The 16,567-nt window shown below is 66.6% G+C and carries 21 protein-coding genes; 11 read left to right on the plus strand and 10 right to left on the minus strand.

The features are described from left to right. Window positions 1–220: 220 nt before the first annotated feature. Both groL and groES read right to left on the minus strand, forming a co-directional pair. Window positions 221–1,864 carry a chaperonin GroEL gene (gene groL / locus ACPVPU_RS05800; RefSeq protein ID WP_448660020.1) on the minus strand — a complete coding sequence of 548 codons (1,644 nt, stop codon included), beginning with the start codon at window positions 1,862–1,864 and terminating at the stop codon, window positions 221–223. 57 nt (window positions 1,865–1,921) lie between these two features. Further along, on the minus strand, window positions 1,922–2,209 hold the full coding sequence (gene groES, locus ACPVPU_RS05805) for a co-chaperone GroES (protein ID WP_260020361.1): 288 nt from the start codon (window positions 2,207–2,209) through the stop codon (window positions 1,922–1,924). 215 nt (window positions 2,210–2,424) lie between these two features. Between groES and sppA the strand changes: the two genes are divergently transcribed. The 4 genes from sppA to ACPVPU_RS05825 all read left to right on the plus strand — a co-directional run bounded on the left by sppA (window position 2,425) and on the right by ACPVPU_RS05825 (window position 6,376). Further along, the gene (gene sppA, locus ACPVPU_RS05810; protein ID WP_448660021.1) at window positions 2,425–4,308 is read left to right on the plus strand and encodes a signal peptide peptidase SppA; all 1,884 of its coding nucleotides are present in this window, start codon (window positions 2,425–2,427) and stop codon (window positions 4,306–4,308) included. After that, window positions 4,305–4,874 (plus strand): N-acetyltransferase family protein, encoded by a 570-nt coding sequence (locus tag ACPVPU_RS05815; RefSeq protein ID WP_448660022.1) that lies wholly within the window; start codon window positions 4,305–4,307, stop codon window positions 4,872–4,874. Before sppA ends, ACPVPU_RS05815 begins: the two co-directional genes overlap by 4 nt. Window positions 4,875–4,946: 72 nt before the next feature. Further along, window positions 4,947–5,624, plus strand: coding sequence for a DUF2490 domain-containing protein (locus ACPVPU_RS05820; RefSeq protein WP_448660023.1), 678 nt, complete (start codon window positions 4,947–4,949; stop codon window positions 5,622–5,624). Window positions 5,625–5,704: 80 nt separating this feature from the next. Further along, window positions 5,705–6,376, plus strand: a complete 672-nt coding sequence (locus ACPVPU_RS05825) for a DUF2490 domain-containing protein (protein WP_448660024.1) — start codon at window positions 5,705–5,707, stop codon at window positions 6,374–6,376. A 15-nt stretch (window positions 6,377–6,391) separates the two neighbouring features. On the opposite strand, the gene ACPVPU_RS05830 is transcribed toward ACPVPU_RS05825, so the two are convergent. From ACPVPU_RS05830 to lipB, 4 genes are all read right to left on the minus strand, one after another. Beyond that, a complete protein-coding gene (locus ACPVPU_RS05830) occupies window positions 6,392–7,021 on the minus strand; it encodes a trimeric intracellular cation channel family protein (protein ID WP_448660025.1) in 630 nt (209 codons plus the stop codon). 35 nt (window positions 7,022–7,056) lie between these two features. Continuing rightward, window positions 7,057–7,749, minus strand: a complete 693-nt coding sequence (locus ACPVPU_RS05835) for a hypothetical protein (RefSeq protein WP_448660026.1) — start codon at window positions 7,747–7,749, stop codon at window positions 7,057–7,059. A 113-nt stretch (window positions 7,750–7,862) separates the two neighbouring features. After that, window positions 7,863–8,138 carry a hypothetical protein gene (locus ACPVPU_RS05840; RefSeq protein ID WP_448660027.1) on the minus strand — a complete coding sequence of 92 codons (276 nt, stop codon included), beginning with the start codon at window positions 8,136–8,138 and terminating at the stop codon, window positions 7,863–7,865. Window positions 8,139–8,199: 61 nt separating this feature from the next. Then, window positions 8,200–8,904, minus strand: a complete 705-nt coding sequence (gene lipB / locus ACPVPU_RS05845; protein ID WP_448660429.1) for a lipoyl(octanoyl) transferase LipB — start codon at window positions 8,902–8,904, stop codon at window positions 8,200–8,202. Between the two features lie 61 nt (window positions 8,905–8,965). Between lipB and ACPVPU_RS05850 the strand changes: the two genes are divergently transcribed. Both ACPVPU_RS05850 and ACPVPU_RS05855 read left to right on the plus strand, forming a co-directional pair. Next, window positions 8,966–9,787 (plus strand): hypothetical protein, encoded by an 822-nt coding sequence (locus ACPVPU_RS05850; RefSeq protein WP_448660028.1) that lies wholly within the window; start codon window positions 8,966–8,968, stop codon window positions 9,785–9,787. Further along, window positions 9,784–10,518 carry a hypothetical protein gene (locus ACPVPU_RS05855; protein WP_448660029.1) on the plus strand — a complete coding sequence of 245 codons (735 nt, stop codon included), beginning with the start codon at window positions 9,784–9,786 and terminating at the stop codon, window positions 10,516–10,518. Before ACPVPU_RS05850 ends, ACPVPU_RS05855 begins: the two co-directional genes overlap by 4 nt. On the opposite strand, the gene ACPVPU_RS05860 is transcribed toward ACPVPU_RS05855, so the two are convergent. Both ACPVPU_RS05860 and hemF read right to left on the minus strand, forming a co-directional pair. Then, on the minus strand, window positions 10,482–11,081 hold the full coding sequence (locus ACPVPU_RS05860) for a GNAT family N-acetyltransferase (RefSeq protein WP_448660030.1): 600 nt from the start codon (window positions 11,079–11,081) through the stop codon (window positions 10,482–10,484). The two genes, ACPVPU_RS05855 and ACPVPU_RS05860, sit on opposite strands and share 37 nt — an antisense overlap. 2 nt (window positions 11,082–11,083) lie before the next feature. Next, window positions 11,084–11,926, minus strand: coding sequence for an oxygen-dependent coproporphyrinogen oxidase (hemF, locus tag ACPVPU_RS05865; RefSeq protein ID WP_448660031.1), 843 nt, complete (start codon window positions 11,924–11,926; stop codon window positions 11,084–11,086). Between the two features lie 75 nt (window positions 11,927–12,001). Here hemF and ACPVPU_RS05870 point away from each other — a divergent pair, with 75 nt between their 5' ends. Continuing rightward, window positions 12,002–12,673 (plus strand): RluA family pseudouridine synthase, encoded by a 672-nt coding sequence (locus ACPVPU_RS05870; protein ID WP_448660032.1) that lies wholly within the window; start codon window positions 12,002–12,004, stop codon window positions 12,671–12,673. Further along, complete coding sequence (arfB, locus tag ACPVPU_RS05875) at window positions 12,666–13,076, plus strand: alternative ribosome rescue aminoacyl-tRNA hydrolase ArfB (protein ID WP_448660033.1); 411 nt, start codon at window positions 12,666–12,668, stop codon at window positions 13,074–13,076. The genes ACPVPU_RS05870 and arfB overlap by 8 nt, the downstream gene beginning before the upstream one ends. Window positions 13,077–13,211: 135 nt before the next feature. Here arfB and galE read toward each other — a convergent pair whose 3' ends face one another. Continuing rightward, window positions 13,212–14,210, minus strand: coding sequence for a UDP-glucose 4-epimerase GalE (galE, locus tag ACPVPU_RS05880; protein WP_448660034.1), 999 nt, complete (start codon window positions 14,208–14,210; stop codon window positions 13,212–13,214). Between the two features lie 103 nt (window positions 14,211–14,313). Between galE and msrA the strand changes: the two genes are divergently transcribed. Beyond that, complete coding sequence (msrA, locus tag ACPVPU_RS05885) at window positions 14,314–14,865, plus strand: peptide-methionine (S)-S-oxide reductase MsrA (RefSeq protein ID WP_448660035.1); 552 nt, start codon at window positions 14,314–14,316, stop codon at window positions 14,863–14,865. Window positions 14,866–14,945: 80 nt separating this feature from the next. After that, window positions 14,946–15,176 carry a hypothetical protein gene (locus ACPVPU_RS05890; RefSeq protein ID WP_448660036.1) on the plus strand — a complete coding sequence of 77 codons (231 nt, stop codon included), beginning with the start codon at window positions 14,946–14,948 and terminating at the stop codon, window positions 15,174–15,176. A 128-nt stretch (window positions 15,177–15,304) separates the two neighbouring features. Here the strand turns inward: ACPVPU_RS05890 and ACPVPU_RS05895 are convergent, their stop codons facing one another. Further along, a complete protein-coding gene (locus ACPVPU_RS05895) occupies window positions 15,305–15,754 on the minus strand; it encodes a tRNA (cytidine(34)-2'-O)-methyltransferase (protein WP_448660037.1) in 450 nt (149 codons plus the stop codon). A gap of 229 nt (window positions 15,755–15,983) precedes the next feature. Here ACPVPU_RS05895 and petA point away from each other — a divergent pair, with 229 nt between their 5' ends. After that, entirely contained in the window at window positions 15,984–16,565 is a 582-nt protein-coding gene (petA, locus tag ACPVPU_RS05900) for a ubiquinol-cytochrome c reductase iron-sulfur subunit (RefSeq protein ID WP_448660038.1), read from the plus strand. Window positions 16,566–16,567: the final 2 nt, after the last annotated feature.

The following is a 16,567-nucleotide window of genomic DNA, read 5'->3' on the forward strand; positions in this document are numbered from 1 at the left end:
CGTCCGGTTGATTGAGGCGCGCTGGATGCCGGAACAGGTCCGGCATGACGGTGAGGAAAGAACAGCAAAAAGGCCGGAGGGTGGTCCCTCCGGCCTTTTCTTTTTGGCTTTGGCTGGCCGGGACTGGCGGAGCCAGTCCCGTCGGTCGGGGTCGCCTTGGCGACCCCGCCGTCCGGCCTCGCGCTTTGCGCGGTCGGGCGTGGCCGACCGCGCGCGAGGCTCAGAAATCCATGCCGCCCATGCCGCCCATGCCGCCGCCCATGGCGGGGGCCGCTGCCTTGTCTTCCGGCAGTTCGGCGATCGTGGCTTCGGTGGTGATCAGCAGACCGGCGACCGAGGCCGCGTTCTGCAGCGCGGTGCGGACGACCTTGGTCGGATCGATCACGCCGGCCGCCACCAGGTTCTCATAGGTGTCGGTCGATGCGTTGAAGCCGAACGAGGTGTCGGTCTGATCGAGCAGCTTGCCCGAGACGACCGCGCCGTCATGGCCCGCATTGCTGGCGATCTGGCGAACCAGCGCGGTCAGCGACTTGCGGACGATGTCGATGCCGCGGGTCTGGTCTTCGTTCGCACCAGTCAGGCCGTCGAGCGCCTTGGTGGCATAGAGGAGCGCGGTACCGCCGCCGGGGACGATGCCTTCTTCCACGGCAGCGCGGGTCGCGTGCAGCGCATCGTCGACGCGGTCCTTGCGCTCCTTCACCTCGACTTCGGTCGCACCGCCGACCTTGATGACCGCAACGCCGCCAGCCAGCTTGGCCAGCCGCTCCTGCAGCTTTTCACGGTCATAGTCCGAAGTGGTGACTTCGATCTGCTGACGGATCTGCTCGGTGCGGGCCTTGATCGAGTCGGCATCGCCAGCACCATCGACGATGGTGGTGTTGTCCTTGTCGATGGTCACGCGCTTGGCGGTGCCCAGCATGCCCAGGGTCACGCTTTCCAGCTTGATGCCCAGATCTTCGCTGACGACTTCGCCCTTGGTCAGGACGGCGATGTCCTCGAGCATCGCCTTGCGACGATCGCCGAAGCCCGGCGCCTTGACGGCCGCGACCTTCAGCCCGCCACGCAGCTTGTTGACCACCAGCGTGGCCAGCGCCTCGCCCTCGATATCCTCGGCCACGATCAGCAGCGGACGGCCCGACTGCACAACCGCTTCCAGGATCGGCAGCATCGCCTGCAGCGACGACAGCTTCTTTTCGTGGATCAGGATGTACGGATCGGTCAGTTCGACCGACATCTTTTCCGGGTTGGTGATGAAATAGGGCGACAGATAGCCGCGGTCGAACTGCATGCCTTCGACGACATCGAGTTCGAATTCGAGGCCCTTCGCCTCTTCGACGGTGATGACGCCTTCCTTGCCGACCTTTTCCATGGCTTCGGCGATCTTTTCGCCGACTTCACGGTCGCCATTGGCCGAGATGATGCCGACCTGCGCGATTTCCGACGAACCGGAAACCGGCTTCGAGCGCGACTTCACGTCATCGACCACCTTGGCGACGGCGATGTCGATGCCGCGCTTCAGGTCCATCGGGTTCATGCCGGCGGCGACCGACTTCATGCCCTCGCGGACAATGGCCTGGGCCAGCACGGTGGCGGTGGTGGTGCCGTCGCCCGCGATGTCGTTGGTCTTGCTGGCGACTTCGCGCACCATCTGCGCGCCCATATTCTCGAACTTGTCCTTCAGTTCGATTTCCTTGGCGACGGTGACGCCGTCCTTGGTGATGCGGGGCGCGCCGAAGCTCTTGTCGATCACGACGTTGCGGCCCTTCGGACCCAGCGTGACCTTGACCGCGTCGGCGAGGATGTCGACGCCGCGCAGAATGCGTTCACGCGCGTCGCGGGAGAATTTTACGTCCTTGGCTGCCATTTGACTGCCCTTTCAATTGAGATTGGTTGACGAAATTGACGGTTCGGGTCGTGGCGATCAGCCGACGATGCCGAGGATGTCGCTTTCCTTCATGATCAGCAGGTCTTCGCCGTTCACCTTGACCTCGGTGCCCGACCACTTGCCGAACAGGATGCGGTCGCCGGCCTTGACGTCCAGCGGGCTGACTTCACCCTTTTCGTTCTTCGCACCGGCGCCGGCGGCGACGACTTCGCCTTCCTGCGGCTTTTCCTTGGCGGTGTCGGGGATGATGATGCCGCCGGCCGTCTTTTCCTCGGCTTCGACGCGGCGAACGAGCACACGATCGTGCAGCGGACGAAAGTTCATGGCTCCTGTGTCCTTCCTGTGTTCAGATGGTGTTTAGCACTCGGTCCAATCGAGTGCTAACGGCTGGGATATGTGGAAGAGGGACAGGCGCGTCAACGGCCGACCCGAAAAAATTTCGCCTCGATGAACGACTGTATTGCGATGGTAGCACGGACGTTTACTCCCCCCTCCCAATCCTCTAGCGTCCAGCCAGCGGATTGCATGGAGATTGCCTGGTGAAGGTCGCACGAACGGTTTGGAAAATCCTGGTCGGGATCAAGGACGGGCTGGTCCTGTTGTTCATGCTGTTGTTTTTCGGCCTGGTGTTCGCGGCCCTTGCCGCCAGCCCCAATCCGGCGGCGATCAAGGACGGCGCATTGCTGCTGACGCTGGACGGATCGGTGGTGGAGCAGCCGACCGAGGCCGATCCGCTGGCCGCGCTGACGGGCCAGTCGGTCCTGTCCGAGCATCGGCTGTCCGACCTGGTCCGCGCGCTCGATGCGGCGATCGCCGACAAGCGGGTCAAGGCGGTGGTCCTGGACCTGGACAGCTTTGCCGGCGGCTATCCCGCGACCATCGCCAATCTGGCCGATGCGGTGAAGCGGGTGCGCGACAGCGGCAAGCCGGTGCTGACCTATGCCACCGGCTATTCCGACAGCGGATACCTGCTGGCCGCCCATGCCAGCGAGGTGTGGGTGAACCCCCAGGGCGGCACGCTGTTCACAGGGCCGGGCGGGACGCAGCTTTATTACAAGGAACTGCTCGACAAGCTGGGGGTGAATGCGCACGTTTACCGCGTCGGCACGTACAAGGCGGCGGTTGAGCCCTATATCCGGGCGGACCAGTCGCCGGAATCGCGCACAGCGAACCAGGCGCTGTACGGAGCGGTCTTTCAGCAATGGGTCGACCGGGTGAAGCAGGCGCGGCCCAAGGCGCAGATCGATGCGTTCATCCAGCGCCCGGCCGAAATGGTGCAGGCGGCGCAGGGCGACATCGCAGCGGCCAACAAGAATGCCGGGCTGGTCGACCAAGTGGGTGAGCGGCTGGCCTTCGACAAGCGGGTCGCCGCGCTGGTCGGTGCCGAGCCGAACAAGGCCGAGGGCACGTACAAGACGATCAAGATGGCCAACTGGATCAACGCGCACCCCGTCAAGCAGGTGGGCAGCCCGATCGGCGTCATCACCATCGCCGGCGAGATCATCGACGGCGACAGCGGCCAGGGCACGGTCGGCGGGGACACGATTTCCAAGCTGATCCTGGACGCGCTGGCCAAGAAGGAGCTGAAGGCACTGGTCGTGCGGGTGGATTCGCCGGGCGGATCGGCGCTGGCATCCGAAAAGATGCGTCAGGCGATCCTGGCGGCAAAGGCGCAGAAGCTGCCGGTCGTCGTGTCGATGGGCGGGTTGGCGGCATCCGGCGGATACTGGGTGTCGACGCCGGGCGACGTGATCTTTGCCGAGCCGAACACGATCACCGGATCGATCGGCATTTTCGGCATCATCCCGACGTTCGAAGGGACGCTGGCCAAGATCGGCGTCGGGGCCGACGGCGTGGCGACGACGCCGCTGACCGGCCAGCCTGACCTGTATCGCGGCACCAACGAAACCGTGGACGCGATCCTGCAATCGGGGATCGAGCGCGGCTATGCCCGCTTTGTCGGGCTGGTCGCCCAGTCGCGCAAGATGACGCCGGAGCGCGTCGACGAGATCGCGCAGGGCCGGGTTTGGGATGGCGGCACCGCGCGTCAGTTGAAGCTGGTCGACAAGTTCGGCAACCTGAACGACGCGATCGCCGAGGCGGCGCGACTGGCAAAGCTGGACCCGGCCAAGGTCCATGCCCGCTTCCTGGAAAAGGAGCCGGATCCCTTTGCCAAGCTGATCGCGCAGTTTGCCAAGCCTAGCGACAGCGAAGCCGCAGTCGGCCGCGACCTGTTCGCGCGGATGACGGCCGAGCGGCAGGCGGTGTTCGCCCGCGCGCTGGGCGATGTGCGCCGGCTGATCGACGGGCGTACCGCGACGATGCAGGCCAGGTGCTTGGAATGTGCCGCCTATGGCCCGGTACAGGCCAGGGCCGACGACCAGCGGCTGGCCACCCGGTTGGTCGAGGGGGCGCTGCGATGATCGACATTCGCGCCGCCACCCCCGACGACGCAGAGGCCATCGCCGCGATCTATGCCCCCTATGTCATCGGCGGTACGGTGAGTTTCGAGAATGTCGCGCCCGACGCCGCGCAGATGCGCGAACGGATGGCGAAGAGCGACGGGCTTTACCCCTGGCTGGTCGTGACCAATGGCGAGGGGGAGGAACGGGGCGTCGTCGGCTATGCCTATGCCAACGCATTCCGCGACCGTCCTGCCTATCGCTATGTCGTCGAGACGTCGATCTATGTCGCGGGCGATGCCCAGCAGCGCGGCGTCGGCCGGCTGTTGTTGTCCGCATTGATCGATACGCTGCGCAACCAGAACTTCACCCAGGCGATCACCGTCATCACCCTGCCGAACGAGGCGTCGGTGGCGCTGCATGAATCGCAGGGCTTTCGCCGAGCGGGGCAGTACCGCGAAATCGGGTTCAAGATGGGCCGGTGGATCGATGTCGGGTTCTGGCAGCGCGAGTTGAACGAGAGCATCGTTCCGCCCGAAGAGCCGCTGCGCTTCGCCGATGTCGGCGTGGTGCGCGTCGGCGGCTGATCCCGTCCTATGGCCCGGCATCGGGATGGATGCGGGCCGACCGCCAGGGTGAGGCCGTTCCGGTCGCGGGCCGTGGCGTGGAGTGCGGTTGCGTGGATTGCGGTGGGCGCGTCGTTCCTGTCGCTAGCCCCGGCGCGGGCCGAGGAGCGCGGCGTCGTCTGGACCGGCATCACCGCCACCGGCACGGTGAAGGGTAAGGTCGTGGCTCGGTTGGAGGCGCAGTGGCGGATGACCGACGCGGTTGCGGGCACGCGCCAGATCGTTCTGCGTCCGGCCATCGGCGTCGAATTCGCCCGCGATGCGCAGGCGCTGGCCGGATATGCCTATTTCCGGACGCGATCCGAAAAGGGGCGGGACGAGGACGAGCATCGATGGTGGCAGCAGGTGCAGCTGCCGTTGATGCGCGATGGCAATGGCGAGGTGTTGCTGCTGTCGCGCACCCGGATCGAGCAGCGCACGGTCGTCGGCGCACGGGACATGGTGTGGCGGCTGCGCCAGATGATCCGGCTGCGCCGCCCGCTGGCACCGGGCGTCACGGGCGATGTGAATGCCGAATTGCTGTGGAACGCCAATGGTGGCGACTGGGGGCCGCGGGCGGGACGCGATCAGTGGCGGGGCGGTGCCAATCTGAGCATCGCAGTCGCACCGCAGCTTCGGATCGAACCGGGATATATGGTGCAGTTCGTTCGCCGTACCGGCGAGGACCGGATCAATCATGTGGGCGTACTGGTGCTGGCCCGCGCCTTTTGACGCCGGCGGGGTTGATGCGGCCTGCAACGGGACGCTAAGCGGGCCTGTCCGCCCCGTTCATTGCCCAAGCGAGTTCCGTCATGCGTCTGCTGCTTGCCGCGACCATCCTGTCGGCGATGCCCGCCGCCGCCCAAGCCCAGACCGATGGCCAGGCATGGGGCGCCGTGGTGGCGCAGGGCACCGTCAGGGGCGATGCGTTCGTCTGGCTGGAGGCGCAGGGGCGGCTGACCGACGATGCGTCGCGGATCGGGCAGGTGATCCTGCGCCCTGCCGTCGGGGTGCGCTTTGCCCCCGACAGCACCGTTCTGGCCGGATATGCCTATATTCCGACCATGCCGCAGAGCGGGGCGACGACGCGCGAGCACCGGCTGTGGCAACAGGTGCAGCTGCCGCTGCTGCGCGATGCAGGCGGCCGTCCCGTGGTGATCAGCCGGACCCGGCTGGAGCAGCGGATGGTGGAGGGGCGCGGGGATACCGGATGGCGGCTGCGCCAGTTCGTGCGCCTGCAACTGCCGATCGCGCGCGAGGGTGCCGTGCAGGCGGTGGCGGTGACCGAAGGGTTTCTGGCGCTGAACGATACCGACTGGGGTGCGCGGGGCGGGATCGACCAGTGGCGCAACTTCATCGGCATCGGCGTGCCGGTGGGCGAACGGTTCCGGCTGGAGCCGGGTTACCTGAACCAGCGCATCTTCCGGCCCGGGCCTGACCGGACCAATCACGTGATCAGCGCGACCCTGTTCTACCGCATCTGACCGCGCAGCTGGCGCCTAGCGCCCGCGATAGCTGGGCAAAGCGAGTTTCCACCGGATCGCCGCTGCGCGCAGACCGAAGCCGGCCAGCGCCGCCACCGGTGCCGCAAAAGCCACCGGCAGGCCGATCAGGGTCAGCCCGACATGCAGCCCCGCCGCCAGTGCCGCCGCCGTGACATAGAGTTCGGGCCGCATCAGGATCGACGGTTCCCCCGCCAGCACGTCGCGGATGATCCCGCCGACACAGGCAGTGACGACGCCCATGACAAATGCCGGGACGGGCGGCACGCCCCAGGCCAGCGCCTTTGCCGCGCCGAACACGGCATAGGCGGCAAGGCCCAGCGCATCGAGCCAGTCGAACCCCTGGCCCGCCCACCAGCGTTCCGGCGTCAGCCAGATGAGCAGTGCCGCCGCCAGGCAGATGGCGGCGATGAACGGATGGTTGACCCAGAAAACGGGTGCCCCGATCAACAGATCGCGGATCGTGCCCCCGCCGACGCCGGTGATCAGGGCAAAGAAACAGGCGGTCACCAGCGTCTGTCGTGCGCGCGTGGCGGCCAGCGCGCCGGTGGCGGCGAACACCGCGATGCCGAAGCCGTCGAACAGCGGCAGCAGCGGGCCGAGCAGGGGAAGCGGCGCCATGGTCATTCCCTTACCCGGCGGGGGCCGGTGCGCCGCCAGCGTCAGCGGGTGGCCAGTTCCCCGCGAAACGGTTCGCCACAGCGCTTGGGCTGCCATTCGTCCTTGCGCCAGCAGCGCGGCTGACCAAAGGCGGCCGGAACACGGTATTGATAGCCAAGCTGCGGTGCGCGCCAGCCATAGAATTGCTGTTCGCCCCACGGAACCAGCGAGCCGCGCAGTTCGCGCATCCGCCGTTCGGCAACCATGTGCAGCGTGCCGCGCGGGGAAAACACCACTTCACGGCCGATCGATTCAGCCGTCGCGCAGAACATCAGCTGCGCCGACACGGTCGAAAAGCCGGAATAGATCCGCGTGTTGAACTGATCGAGGGCCGTCTGGGCCGCGCGCTTGTCCTTGGGATGCTTGCGGGCGAAATAGTCGGTGATCGCTTTGTAGCTGCCGGCCAGTTCCTCGCGGTGGTTGCGCAGCATCGCGTTGTAATTTTCGTCGGTCAGCAGCGAGCGTTCGAACTGGCACTGCAAGGCCGCGACATTCAGCGCGGCACGAACGTTCCATACCAGTGCGGCGCGTTGCTCCTCCGGCGTGCCTTCGGGCAGGCTTTGCGCCACAAGGCCGGTATCCGCGCCGGTCACCGGCGGTGCCGTCAGATCATAGGGTTTCAGGAAGAACTGGGCCTTTGCCGGAACGGCATTGAAGGCCATGGCCAGGACAAAGGCCAGACAAAGCATACGCATCGAAACAAATCCTCCCCATGCAGGCAGCACGGGCCGCCGCATCGAACACGTCCCCTATCGTCCCTTGTGAATCCGCTATCGCCGCAAATCAAGCACGAAGCGCAAGACGATGGTTACTGATCGTTCCCCATCACCGCCATATTGTCCATCGCGCCGGTTTCTGGCGGCATCATGGCGTTATCGGAATCGAGCGTTGCGCCGTCGAGCACGGTCATGTCGTCGCTGATCGTGCCGTCGACGGTATCGAGCTGGTTGAGTTCGGTGATCAGGGTATTGTCGGTCGAGGCCGTTTCCTGCGTTCCGCCACAGGCGGTCAGGATTGCCAGGCCGGCCAGGGCCAGCGCGGTGCGTGCGGGGAAAGCGGTCGTTCGGGGGGAAAAGGGGGTCATGCGATGATCGTCTCCATTGTGCGGCCCGGTGCTGTTGCGCGACCTGTGTCGGCCGCCGACCCTAAAGAGCGGATCCTGTCGGCTCAACCCCGCATCGGCCCGACGCGGCCAGCCGGTCGCAAAACCCCGGAAAGCGGCGCTGTAGCGCGGCATCGAAATCGGCGACGCCAATCGGCCGGCCAAGCGCGGCGGCACTGGTCACGGGATATTCGGGTAGGCCGCAGGGCACGATGCCGCCGAAATGCGTGAGATCGGGGTCCAGATTGATCGAAAAGCCATGCATCGTCACCCAGCGGCGCACCCGCACGCCGATGGCGCCGATCTTTGCCTCTGTCCCGCCATCGCGGGTCCATATGCCGACGCGGCCGTCGACGGCATAGGCATGGATGCCGAGATCGGCCAGCGTATCGATCAGCCAGCGTTCCAGCGCATGGACGAAACAACGGACATCCCGGCCCCGCCGCGACAGATCGAGCATCAGATAGCCGACGCGCTGGCCCGGCCCGTGATAGGTATAGCGCCCGCCGCGTCCGGCGACATGGACCGGAAAGCGCCGATCGATCAGTTCCGCCGGATCGGCGCTGGTCCCGGCGGTGTAGAGCGGCGGATGTTCGAGCAGCCAGACGCATTCGCGCGCATCGCCGGATTGAACGGCGGATGCCCGCGCGGTCATTTCGGCCAGGGCCTGGTCGTAATCGGTCAGTCCGGGGCTGACCCGCCATTCCACGGCATCGGCGGGAAGGGGAGCGGGATCGGCTGCGAGCATTGGCAAGAAACAGTCCGGGGGTTAGAGCGTCGACCCCAGCCAAGTGGAGACAAGTGCGGCGATGGTCAAGTTGAGTGCCGCAATCGACCGGACCAGGGCGTTTCTGGGCGAGCGCTGGCGGACTTTGCTGCCCCTGGCACTGGGGGCCATCTGGTTGCCGAGCGCGCTGGCCGCGCTGATCGCGCCGCTGTCGGCAGGCGCGGGATCGGTGGTGGCAATCGGCGTGACGATGGCGGGGCTGGTGCTGACCCTGATCGCCTATTGGGGGCGGACGGTGGTGATGACGGCAGCAATGGCCCCGGAACAGGGCATGGCGGCCCGGCTGCTGGCGACGCGGCGGTTCGCCCCGCTGGTCGGCGTGATGGTGGTGCTGGGCCTGGTGGTGCTGATCGTCGCATCGCCGATGGCCGCGATCCTGTGGACCTATGGCGTCCAGCCCGACCTGGGCGGCGGCGTGACGGCCATTCCGGCGGCGGCTTTGGTGCCGATCCTGCTGTACGGCGCGGCGCTGGCCCCGTTCCTGCTGCTGATCGGCGTGCGGTTGATCCTGGTCCCGCCGGTGGTGGTGGCAGAGGGGCTGGGCATCGCCGCCATCGGCCGGTCGGTCGCGTTGACGCGGGGGATGACCGGGCGGATCATGGGCGCGGCGCTCGCCTATCTGATCGTCGTGTTCGTCCTGACGCTGGCGGTGACATCGGGTCTGGGGAGCGTACTGATCCTGATGCTGGGCGGCGGCGGGCCATGGGCGGCGGGCGTGCTGGTGACGCTGGCCGTGCTGGCGGCGCTGGACACGGTGCTGGGGATCGCAGTGTCGGCCTTTGTCGGCAAACTCTATCTGATGGCCGCTGCACGGTCGCAGGCGGCGGAACGGGAAACGGCATGAGCATCGGGCTGACCCAGGGATTCGAGGCGGCGGCAGCGCTGTTCCGGCGCGACCGGACCCTGCTGATCCCGCTGGCCGGGCTGTTCTATACCTGGCCCGCATTGGGGCAGCAGTTGCTGATGCCGCCGCTGAACCTGGATGGGGTGGCGCAGGACCAGCAGGCGGCGGTACTGATCGCGCACCTGACCGACCATGCGGGCGTGCTGGCGTTCGCCATGCTGATGTCCAGTTTCGGTTCGGCGGTGATCCAGACATTGTACCTGAGCCCCGCCCGGCCCGATGTGCTGGGGGCGCTGACCGGTACGCTGCGCGTCTTTCCGCGCTATCTGGCGGGCGTATTCCTGGCCGGGCTGGTGGCCGGCATCGGCTTTTTCCTGCTGATCCTGCCTGGCGTTTATTTTACCGCGCGCGGATTGATGATCGGGCCGCGGCTGATCGCCCGGCCGGACGAGCGGTTCGGCGATGCGGTCGGCACGGCGGTGGCGATGACCGCCAAGGGCGGATGGATGATCGCGGCGATGTGGCTGATCATCCTGATCGGCAGCTTTTCCGCAAGCATCGTGGCGCGCGGTGTCGATGCACTGGCGCTGGCGAGCGGATCGACGGGCCAGATCGTGCAGATCCCGGCGGCACTGGTGCTGGCGCTGGCCAGCGGTGCGGCGGGGCTGGCGCTGGTGCTGGTTCAGGTTGCGCTCTACCGGCGGCTGGCGGGATCGAGCAGCGGGATCTGAGGCGCGGCGTCGCGGGGGAGCAGCCCGGTCAGGCGCGGATCGGGAAAGCTCTCTGCCGTGCGACGGACGGCTTCGAACCCGTGCCGGCGGTAAAAGCCGAGCGCGGCGGGATGATCGAGCGTGCAGGTGTTGACCCGGACGAAGCGGATGCCGGGCCGCCACATCAGCGCCATGGCCATCGCCATCAGCCAGTCGCCCTGTTTGCGCCCCGTCCATTCCAGCACCAGCCCGAAATAATCGAGCGAGGCCCATTCGTCGTCGATATGGGTGAATTCGAGCAGCCCGACCTCGATCCCCTGCCGGTCGATGACGGCATGAACCTGGGTACCCGGCTTGCGGATCGCGGCCAGCAGCGCGGCGTCGTCCAGCGTCAGGCGGGAGAACCACAGCCACGGGGCACCCACGCGTTCGAACAGGATGCGGTACGCCTCTGCGCGGGGTTCGGCCCAGCGGACCAGCCGCAGCGGCGATGCGGGCAGCGGCGCAGGGCGGGGGCGCGCATGCATCTCCAGCGTGGTGACGATGGTGGCGACGTGCCCCGGCGGCACCGGCGTCAGCGGCATCGTCAGTCCCAGACGGCTTCCGGCGGCAGGCTCATCAGGATGGCGTCGATATTGCCGCCGGTCTTGAGCCCGAACAGCGTGCCGCGATCATAGACCAGGTTGAATTCGGCATAGCGGCCGCGCCAGATGAGCTGCTGGTGCTTGTCCTCGGCCGTGAAGGGCTGGTTCATCCGCTTGCGCACCAGGGGCGGGTAGGCGGCGAGAAACGCCTCGCCGACCGAGCGGGTGAGCGCGAAATCGGCGTCGAAATCCCCCTCCTGATGATCGTAGAAGATGCCGCCCACGCCGCGGTGGACGCCGCGATGGGGGATGTAGAAGTAATCGTCCGCCCATGCCTTGAACTTCGGATAATAGGCCGGATCGTGCGCGTCGCACGCGTCCTTCATCCGGGCGTGGAAGAAGGCGGTATCCTCATCATAGGGGATGGGCGGATTAAGGTCCGCGCCGCCGCCGAACCAGCGGCGGGTGGTGACCAGGAAGCGGGTGTTCATGTGCACGGCGGGCACGTGCGGATTGGCCATATGCGCAACCAGGCTGATGCCGGTGGCGAAGAATTCGGGCTGTTCCGCCGCGCCGTGGATCGATTTGGCGAACTCGCCCTCGAACGTGCCACCCACGGTTGAGACGTTGACGCCGACCTTTTCGAACACTTTCCCCTTCATCAGGCCGCGCACGCCGCCGCCGCCGGGTTCGCCGGACGGATCGGTGCGATTCCAGGGGAGATAGTCGAAGCTGGCGTCGGATCCCGCCTCGCGCTCGATCGCCTCGAACTCGGCGCAGATCCGGTCGCGCAGCGATTCGAACCAGGTGCGGGCGGCGGCTTGCTGATCGTCGAGCGGTTTCATGGGCGTGCGTTCTAGGCATGGAAGCGGGCGCGCGTCGAGCCTTTGATTCGCCGCCAAAGCCGCTATGGCTGGGCCATGTTATCCGATCGCGTCCTGTTCATCGATGGCGAGGCCATTGTCATCGACAAACCGTCGGGCCTGCCGGTCGATCGCCCGCGCGACCGATCCGTCAGTGTCGAGGGCATGCTGGAGGAACTGACCTTCGGCTTTCAGCGACTGCCACAGCCTGCGCACCGGCTGGACCGCGACACGTCCGGCTGCCTGCTCCTGGCGCGCAATCCCAAGGCGATGAAGCGGTTCGGCCAAGCATTCGAGGCGGGGCGGGTGCAGAAACGCTATCTGGCGGTGGTGGACGGCGTGCCCGCGGAATCGTCCGGCACGATCGAGCTGGCGCTGGCCAAGGTCAGCACGCGCGAGGATGGGTGGCGGATGCGTGGCGATCCGAAGGGCAAGGCTGCGCGCACCAACTGGAAGAAGCTGGCCGAGGCGGGCGGGCGTGCGCTGCTGGGATTCTATCCCGAAACGGGGCGCACGCACCAGATCCGCGTCCATGCGGCCGAAGGGCTGGGGATGCCGGTGGCGGGCGACCCGGTCTATGGCACCTGCCTGACCGGGATCACCATGCTGCTCCACGCCGCCGGGCTGATCGTGCCGCGTGAAGGCAAGCCCAAGATCGAGGCGTTTTCGCCGCTGCCCGAGCGGTTTCAGGCGCTGGGGTTCGCCGATCCGTTCGCCCGCGATGAGTGAGCCGCTGTCCCCGTTCGAACATGCAATCGTCGAGGAGAAGTTCCTGGCGGCGACCGGGCCGGGGGGACAGAATGTCAACAAGGTGGCGACGGCGGTGCAGTTGCGCGTCGATGCCTATCAGCTGGCGCTGCCGCCCTGGGCCTGGGTCCGGTTCAAGGAACTGGCGGGCAGCAAGCTCACCCAGAATGGCGAATTGCTGATCGTCGCGCGGCAATACCGGACGCAGGAGGCGAACCGGCTGGACGCGCGGGAACGGCTGAGCGAGCTGATCCGGCGGGCGCTGATCCGGCAGGCGAAGCGGGTCAAGACCAAGCCGAGCAAGTCGGCCAAGGCGCGGCGGGTGGACGAGAAGAAGGGCCGCAGCGCAGTGAAGGCCGGTCGGGCGCGGGTGAGGGAGGAGTAGGGCTTGAGGATCCATAGCCCCTCCCCTTCAGGGGAGGGGTTGGGGTGGGGCTGAAGCGAAGTGCATCGCCCAGTCCCCTTCCCCACCCCCGGCCCCTCCCCTGAAGGGGAGGGGAGAAGGAGGTGTCGGAGCCGCTCAGCCCTGCCGTTCGGCCAGTTTGCGTTCCCAGGCCAGCGCGTCGCGGACGATGCCGTCCAGGTCGTCGTGGCGCGGCCGCCAGGGCAGGGTGGCGAGGATAACGCTGTTGTCGGCGACCAGTGCGTCGGGATCGCCCGCGCGGCGACCCTCCATGCGGCGGTCGATGGTCAGGTTGGTGACCCGGTCCACCGCGTTCAGCACTTCCAGCACCGAATAGCCCCGGCCATAGCCGCAGTTCATCGTGTGGCTTTCGTCGGGCCGCGCGATCAGCAGGTCGAGCGCATCGACATGGGCGGCGGCCAGATCGGTGACGTGGATATAGTCGCGGACGCCGGTGCCGTCGTCGGTGGCGAAATCGGTGCCGAACACGCTGACATGGCTGCGCTTGCCGGTCGCTGCCTCCACCGCCACCTTGATCAGATGCGTTGCACCGGCGGTGGACTGGCCGGAGCGGCCCTGCGGATCGGCACCCGCCACGTTGAAATAGCGGAGCGCGCAATAGTTCATGGGATGAGCGGCCGCGACGTCCTTCAGCATGATCTCCGTCATCAGCTTGGACGTGCCATAGGGGTTGATCGGCGATTTCGGCATATCCTCGCGCACCGGCACGCTGTCCGGGATGCCATAGGTGGCGGCGGTGGAGGAAAAGATGAAATGGCGGACGCCCTCTGCCACCGCGCTTTCGATGAGGCTGCGGCTGGCGGCGGTGTTGTTGCGATAATATTTGAGCGGATCGCTGACCGATTCCGGCACGACGACCGACCCGGCGAAATGCATGATGGCGACGACGCCGTGGTCGCGGATGGCGGCGCGGACAACGCCCTCATCCTCGATCGCGCCGACAACGAGCGTGGCGCGCGGATCGACCGCCCAGTCGAAGCCGGTGACCAGATTGTCGAGCACCACCACGCGCCAGCCGGCATCGAGCAGCGCCAGCACCGCATGGCTGCCGATATAGCCGGCCCCGCCCGTCACCATCACCGTTCCGTCGCGCATTCCCCCGTCTCCATGCTGTTACGCCACGCGCCCTAGCGCGGCGCATTGTCCGTTGCCACGCCAATCCTATCTATCGGTAAACCAATTGGGAGTTTTGGAGATCATGGCGAGCGAGATCGCAACCCTGGCCGGTGGCTGTTTCTGGTGCACCGAGGCCGTTTTCAACGATGTGATCGGCGTCGAGGCGGTCGAAAGCGGCTATATCGGGGGCAGCGTGCCCAACCCGTCCTACAAGCAGGTGTGCAGCGGCACGACCGGCCATGCCGAGGCGATCCGGCTGACCTTCGATCCCGATCAGGTGAGCTATGCCGATCTGCTGGACATGTTCTTTGCCACGCACGATCCGACGCAGCTCAATCGGCAGGGCAACGACATCGGCACCCAGTACCGGTCGGCGATCTTTCCGCACGGCGCGGAACAGGAAGCCGAGGCGCGGGCGGCGATCGAACGCAATGCCGCCAACTGGCCGGCGCCGATCGTGACGACGATCGAGCCGGACGCGACCTGGTACCCGGCGGAGGATTATCATCAGGATTACTGGTCGGGCGAGGGACAGCGAAATCCCTATTGCATCGCCGTCATTCCGCCCAAGCTGAACAAGCTGCGCAAGAGCTTTGCCGCGCGATTGAAGAGCCAGGCCGCATCGGCAAATTGATTCGGCCGGGGAACGGAATGACGGACCGCGGGTTTCGCACCCCACGGGACTATGCCCGACCCTACAGGGAGATTGAGATCATGAAAGCATTGCTGGCACTTTCGCTGGTTGCGCTTCCGCTGGCGGCCTGCACCAATTCGCCGGAAGAAGCGGTTGCCGAAAACGTCGAGGACGCCGCCGAGATGAACGCCGATGCGGCGCTGGCCAATGGCGCGACCGAAGCGCAGGCCGAAGCGATCGAGGAAGCCGGTGAAAACCGCGCGGACGAGATCGAGGACGGCAACATGATGGCGATGCCGAACGCGATGTAATTCCACCGCGCTTCGCTCCGTCGGCGTCAGGTGCCCAAGCAAGCCTGAACGTCGGCGGGGTCGCGGGGAAGGGGGTCGTCCAGTATCTGGGCGGCCCCTTTTGTCTGTCGGCGCGGCGCGGGGTGGCGCTATTCCGGCCATCCGCCCGTCTGGCGCAACGCTTCGCCAAGGATCATCGCACAGCTGATGGCGACGTTCAGCGATCGGAGCGCGGGTGCCATGGGAATGCGAACGCGGGCATCGGCGCATTGGTGCACCGATTCCGGCACGCCCGCGCTCTCCGACCCGAACAGCAGGATATCGTCGGCCAGGAACGCGAACCGGTCCAGCCGGACCGCGCCCTGCGTGGTCGCCAGCACGATGCGGCCGGCCGTGGCGGACTGGAATGCAGACCAGTCGGCGTGGCGGATGACCCGGACCCGATCGGCATAGTCCATGGCCGCCCGTTTCAAGGCGCGGTCGCCGAATGCAAACCCCATTGGTTCGATCAGATCGACGGCAACGTCCAGGCAAGCCGCCAGCCGCAGGACGGTTCCGACATTGCCTGCAATGTCCGGTTGATAAAGGGCAATCCGCATGAAACCGCCATAGCGGGCGGTGGACCGTGCGCAAACCGGCCGTTTGCTGATCGACTGCGGCGATTGCCATTGCGGTAAAATGCTATTGGCAAATGCCCGGTTGTTTGTTTAACAGGCCGCCAGCCACCGGTGGGCGAGCCCCGCGGTACGTGCGTGCGTGCGCGGGTGGCCCGGCCGGAACATGGGCGCAGTCGCGCCGGTATTCAAAAGGGTAGCAAGGCGGATACTGATGGCAACGGTGAACAATCTGACCCCTGGTGATTCGCCCTCCGCGGATGTCGACACCCCCGCCGATCCCCGGCGTCGCGATTACCTGAGCATTGCGGCGGTATCCTTTGCCGGCGTGGGTGCCGGCGTGATCGCGCTGCCCCTGATCAACCAGATGAACCCGTCGGCGGACGTGCTGGCCATGTCGACGTCGACGGTCGACCTGTCGTCGATCCAGCCCGGCCAGTCGATCAAGGCGACGTTCCGCAAGCAGCCGCTGTTCATCCGCAACCTGACGCCGGAGGAAATCGCCGCCGCTCAGAAGGATGACGGCGCGGACCTGCGCGATCCGCAGACGCTGGCCGAGCGGACCAAGGCGGGCAAGACCAACTGGCTGGTGACGCTGGGCGTGTGCACCCATCTGGGCTGCGTGCCGCTGGGCGCGGGCGAGGGCGAGAACAAGGGGCCGTTCGGCGGGTATTTCTGCCCGTGCCACGGCTCCGCCTATGACACCGCAGGCCGCATCCGTTCCGGCCCGGCGCCGAAGAACCTGACGGTGCCGGAATATGCGTTCACCAGCGACACGACCATCCAGGTGGGTTGAGG

It is taken from the genome of Sphingomonas paludis (assembly GCF_053502515.1).

What these genes read in the sequence shown, in the direction of transcription:
- groL (WP_448660020.1), bottom strand. Translation starts at nt 1,864, where the DNA reads ATGGCAGCCAAGGACGTAAAATTCTCCCGCGACGCGCGTGAACGCATT.
- groES (WP_260020361.1), bottom strand. Translation starts at nt 2,209, where the DNA reads ATGAACTTTCGTCCGCTGCACGATCGTGTGCTCGTTCGCCGCGTCGAA.
- ACPVPU_RS05815 (WP_448660022.1), top strand. Translation starts at nt 4,305, where the DNA reads ATGATCGACATTCGCGCCGCCACCCCCGACGACGCAGAGGCCATCGCC.
- ACPVPU_RS05825 (WP_448660024.1), top strand. Translation starts at nt 5,705, where the DNA reads ATGCGTCTGCTGCTTGCCGCGACCATCCTGTCGGCGATGCCCGCCGCC.
- ACPVPU_RS05830 (WP_448660025.1), bottom strand. Translation starts at nt 7,021, where the DNA reads ATGACCATGGCGCCGCTTCCCCTGCTCGGCCCGCTGCTGCCGCTGTTC.
- ACPVPU_RS05835 (WP_448660026.1), bottom strand. Translation starts at nt 7,749, where the DNA reads ATGCGTATGCTTTGTCTGGCCTTTGTCCTGGCCATGGCCTTCAATGCC.
- ACPVPU_RS05840 (WP_448660027.1), bottom strand. Translation starts at nt 8,138, where the DNA reads ATGACCCCCTTTTCCCCCCGAACGACCGCTTTCCCCGCACGCACCGCG.
- lipB (WP_448660429.1), bottom strand. Translation starts at nt 8,904, where the DNA reads ATGCTCGCAGCCGATCCCGCTCCCCTTCCCGCCGATGCCGTGGAATGG.
- ACPVPU_RS05850 (WP_448660028.1), top strand. Translation starts at nt 8,966, where the DNA reads ATGGTCAAGTTGAGTGCCGCAATCGACCGGACCAGGGCGTTTCTGGGC.
- ACPVPU_RS05855 (WP_448660029.1), top strand. Translation starts at nt 9,784, where the DNA reads ATGAGCATCGGGCTGACCCAGGGATTCGAGGCGGCGGCAGCGCTGTTC.
- ACPVPU_RS05860 (WP_448660030.1), bottom strand. Translation starts at nt 11,081, where the DNA reads ATGCCGCTGACGCCGGTGCCGCCGGGGCACGTCGCCACCATCGTCACC.
- hemF (WP_448660031.1), bottom strand. Translation starts at nt 11,926, where the DNA reads ATGAAACCGCTCGACGATCAGCAAGCCGCCGCCCGCACCTGGTTCGAA.
- ACPVPU_RS05870 (WP_448660032.1), top strand. Translation starts at nt 12,002, where the DNA reads ATGTTATCCGATCGCGTCCTGTTCATCGATGGCGAGGCCATTGTCATC.
- arfB (WP_448660033.1), top strand. Translation starts at nt 12,666, where the DNA reads ATGAGTGAGCCGCTGTCCCCGTTCGAACATGCAATCGTCGAGGAGAAG.
- galE (WP_448660034.1), bottom strand. Translation starts at nt 14,210, where the DNA reads ATGCGCGACGGAACGGTGATGGTGACGGGCGGGGCCGGCTATATCGGC.
- msrA (WP_448660035.1), top strand. Translation starts at nt 14,314, where the DNA reads ATGGCGAGCGAGATCGCAACCCTGGCCGGTGGCTGTTTCTGGTGCACC.
- ACPVPU_RS05890 (WP_448660036.1), top strand. Translation starts at nt 14,946, where the DNA reads ATGAAAGCATTGCTGGCACTTTCGCTGGTTGCGCTTCCGCTGGCGGCC.
- ACPVPU_RS05895 (WP_448660037.1), bottom strand. Translation starts at nt 15,754, where the DNA reads ATGCGGATTGCCCTTTATCAACCGGACATTGCAGGCAATGTCGGAACC.
- petA (WP_448660038.1), top strand. Translation starts at nt 15,984, where the DNA reads ATGGCAACGGTGAACAATCTGACCCCTGGTGATTCGCCCTCCGCGGAT.